Genomic DNA, 4030 nt, shown 5'->3' on the forward strand with positions numbered 1-4030 from the left:
GGCCTCGGGCTCTTCCTCCTCTACTGGGCCAACATCGCCCGGACCGTTGTCCTCTACTACTCGGCGAAATACCGGCCGGAACTCTTTGATTTTCTCCACATCTACGTCGGCCAGACCTTCATCATCATTGTCACGGCCCTCTTTTTCCTCTTCTGGATCAGCCGTCCGACACGGCCCGAACCGGTGGCCGCGCAAACCCATGCATGACCGAACCCGCCGGGCCCTCGACGTCCTGGCCAGGGGACTTCTGGTCTACGCCCTGGCCACGGTCTTCTTTCATCTGTGCGGACCGGCTTGGTACCGAATTCTTCTGCCGGTGGTCAAAGCCGAATTCCTGGCCGTCAAACCCAAATACGAGAATCTGAAGCTGGACATCCCCAAAGAGACCAGAAACCCGGTTCTCGTCCTCACGGCCCGGGTCAACGTCCCTGTCATCCGGGAGGGGAAACCCTTTCCCTATCTCGATGTCCGCCAGACCTACACGCTCGAGGACCTGGGCATTCCCGCCATCGTGGCCCTGACCGTGTTCGCGGCCCTGCCTATGGCCGGACGGGCCCGGATCCGGTCCGGAATTCTGCTCGCCTCCATCCTGGTCGGACTGACCCTGGTGGAAATTCCGAGCAAATTCCTTCATCACACTTACATCTCCGGGTCCGTGGACCGGGCCATGTCCTGGTTCTCGGTCTGGTACTGGGACTATTTCGGAATCACCGGCGGCCGACAGGTCCTCGGTCTTCTCCTGGCCCTGGCCGTCTGGTTCCCGTTTCGCCCCGAAAAATCAGGCCTGTCGGCCTCATCCTGACCAAGGAGTCCCCATGTTCGCCCAAGACCGCACCGGCCGGAAATGGAAGATCACCGTCGATGACCAGGAAACCGTCCACTTCCATGTCCAGGATTGCGTCGGCACCTGCCCCCAAGTCGAAGTCCCGGCCGCCGAACTGACTGGATATTATCTTCTGGATGCCCAAGGCAGAAACGAGTTTGAACGGAATCTGGGCCGACGCGTCGGCCTGCCCTTTTGGCCCATGTTCGTCGAGCGGATCATCGAGGCCGAGGAAAAGCTCCTGACCGACCTGGGCGTTTTCGGACGCCGAACGGATGGGGAATTACTCAAGGAGGATGTCTGCCGGCTGATCGTGCCCATGACCAGGGATCGGGCGCTTGAGGTCCACCCGGACCTCAAGCCGTCGCCCGAGGCCTGCCGGAAACACGAGGTCTGGGCCAAAACCGAACGTGAACGCCTGCTGGACAAAGCTGTCATGGCCATCCGTTGCCCCCTCTGTCTCGATGACGAGGACCGAATGACCTTCTACGCCACCAAGGCCCAGATCGAAATCGACTGCTGCGCCATCTGCCATAGTCCGGCCACGGCCGTGGGCGTCTTCCAGGACCAAAACGGCCGGGAGGAAATCGTCTTCCACGGCCTGTGCAAACGCTGCGAGCCCAGAAACGAGGCCGAGCCCGACCTCCTCGAAAAAATTGGCGAGGCCATCGCCCTCCTGGACCGCCAGGGCCGCGTCGTCGACGCGAAGATTGCGAAGTAGGGGCGGATCGCGATCCGCCCTCTCAGGACGATCCGGCCTCTCAGGGCGATCAGCACTTTCTCAGACGCAAAACGTCCTCGATGATCATGTACAGGCAGGGCACGATGCCCAGGGTGATGAGGGTGGCAAAGACGATGCCGAACCCCAGGGAAATGGCCATGGGGATGAGGAACTTGGCCTGGACCGAGGTCTCCATGATCATGGGGGCCAGCCCGGCGGCCGTGGTCAATGTCGTCAGAAGGACCGGCCTGAAGCGCTGGATGGCCGCCCCGAGGATGGCCTCGGTCATGCCCGCTCCGGCCCGACGGGCCCGGTTGGCGAAATCGACCAGGACCAGCGAATCGTTGACCACCACCCCGGACAGGGCCAGCATGCCGAACATGGACAAGAGGCTCAGGCTGTAGCCCATGATCAAATGCCCGGCCACGGCCCCCACCAGGCCGAAGGGGATGCTGAACATGATGATCAAGGGCTGCCAATAGCTCCGAAAGGGAATGGCCAGCATGGCGTAGATGCCGAGCAAGGCCATTGCCAAGCCCTGGAACAGGGAGGTCATGCTCTCCCGGATATCGGCCTGTCGGCCCTCGAAACTGTAGCTCAGCCCCGCATGCCTGGCCGTCAACTCCGGAAGGATCCCTTCCTGAAGACTCCGGATGACCTGCCCGGCCTGGTCGGCCGGCTGCACGTCGGCGCTGACCGTGGACACCCGCCGGCCGTCGCGGCGATTGATGGAGGTGTAAGCCCGGCCCCGCTCCACGGCCACGGCATCCACTAGGGGCACCTCCCGGCCTGAAGCCGTCAGCAGGACCATGGATTCCAGATCGTACTCCGAGGACCGTTCATCCTCCGGCAAACGAACCCGGACCGTGACCTCGTTCCGGCCCCGCTGCTGTTTGAGGGCCTCCACCCCGTGCAGACCGTGCCGGACCTGCCGGGCCACGTCCATGGAACTCAGACCCAGGTTGCGCCCTTCGGGTTCCATGGTAAAATTCAGCTGCTGCTTGCCCGGAGCGAATCCGTCGTCCACGTCCGTCACGTTGGGGTAGGCTGTCAGGGCTGCGGCCAGCTCCATGGAGGCCCGCTCCAGAACGTCCATGTCCCGATGCGAGAGTTCGATGCTCAAGGCGTCGCCGGATCCCGGACCCCGGGCGTCGGCCCGGAACCTGAGGCTCTCCACCCCGGGAATATCTCCAACCCGCTCCCTCCAAAGGTCCGTGAATTTTCCGGTGGTCATGGGCCGGATGTCGGGATCCGTCAGATAGACCCGGACCACCGAGGAATGGGACCCGGATCGGCCCAGTTGGGCGAACACTCCCAGGGACAGGGCTTCATCTCCATTCTTGGCGATGATCTTCCTGGCCTCGTTGACGATCCGCTGGGTCAGGGCCTCGGTCCTGGCCACCGGAGTGCCGTAGGGAAGCACGAGCTCGGCCTGGGAAAAATCGGATTCCACCCGCATGAACAGGGTCATGCCCATTCGGCCGCTGACAATGAAGGCCAGGGAGATCATGAGCAGGGCCAGGGCCGTGGCCACGGCCGTGTACCGATTGCGCAGGACCATGCGCAGGAACGGTCCGTACCAGTTGGCCACCGCAGCCTCGAACCTGGTGCTGAAACCCTGCTGAACCCGATGCAGCCAGCCCATGACGCCGTGATGGCTGGCCCCCTTGCTGTGCCCGAGATGAGCCGGAAGGATGAACAGACTCTCGATCAGGGAGATGGCGAACACCGCGGCCACCACGGCCGGGATGTTGACGAACATCTTGCCCATGATCCCGGGAACGAAGAACATGGGCAAAAAGGCCATGATGTTCGTCAGCACGCTGAAGGTCACGGGCATGGCCACTTCCCTGGCCCCGGCCACGGCCGCCTGCATCGGGCCCAGGCCCTTTTTCCGGAAGGAATAGACGTTCTCCCCCACCACGATGGCATCGTCCACGACAATGCCCAGGGTGATGATGAAGGCGAACAGTGAGATCATGTTTACGGACACGTCCATGGACGGCAACAGCACAAAGGAGCCCAAAAAGGAAATGGGAATGCCCAGGCTGACCCAGAAGGCCAGTCGGGCCTCCAGGAACAGAGCCAGGAAGATGAACACCAGGGCCAGGCCCATGAATCCGTTTCTGAGCAGCAGATCCAGCCGTTGTTTGAAGACGTCGGACCGGTCCGACTGGATGTCGATGCTGATGCCCTCGGGCAGGGTCTGGCGCAAGCGCTCCACATGCTCGCGCACGGCCTTGGACACCGAGATGGGGGTCTGGTTCCCGACCCGGTAGACGTCGATCTCCATGGACCGCTGACCCTCGAAGGTGGCGTAGAGGTCCACGTCCTCGAAGCCTTCGCGGACCGTGCCCAGGTCCTCCAGCAGAACCTCGGTCCCGTCAGGGGCGGTGATGATGGGGATGCTCCCGAACTCGGCGGCCGCGTCCCGACGCTCCTTCATCCGGACCAGAATCTCGCCGCCCTCGGTCTTGACCGCTCCC

At 62.9% G+C, this 4030-nt stretch carries 4 protein-coding genes; 3 read left to right on the forward strand and 1 reads right to left on the reverse strand.

Translation table 11 applies throughout. From position 1 onward, the window contains the following. The 3 genes from EOM25_12785 to EOM25_12795 form a co-directional block, all read left to right on the forward strand. Positions 1-207, forward strand: a 207-nt coding sequence (locus tag EOM25_12785) for a hypothetical protein (GenBank protein ID NCC26050.1), incomplete at its 5' end; no start/stop codon positions are given. Continuing rightward, a complete protein-coding gene (locus EOM25_12790; GenBank protein NCC26051.1) occupies positions 200-802 on the forward strand; it encodes a hypothetical protein in 603 nt (200 codons plus the stop codon). The genes EOM25_12785 and EOM25_12790, both read left to right, overlap by 8 nt. A gap of 13 nt (positions 803-815) precedes the next feature. After that, on the forward strand, positions 816-1544 hold the full coding sequence (locus EOM25_12795) for a hypothetical protein (GenBank protein ID NCC26052.1): 729 nt from the start codon (positions 816-818) through the stop codon (positions 1542-1544). Positions 1545-1593: 49 nt separating this feature from the next. Here the strand turns inward: EOM25_12795 and EOM25_12800 are convergent. Beyond that, the coding region (locus EOM25_12800; protein ID NCC26053.1) for an efflux RND transporter permease subunit at positions 1594-4030 on the reverse strand (2437 nt) is incomplete at its 5' end.

The organism is Deltaproteobacteria bacterium (assembly GCA_009929795.1).
Lineage (GTDB): Bacteria > Desulfobacterota > Desulfovibrionia > Desulfovibrionales > Desulfomicrobiaceae > RZZR01.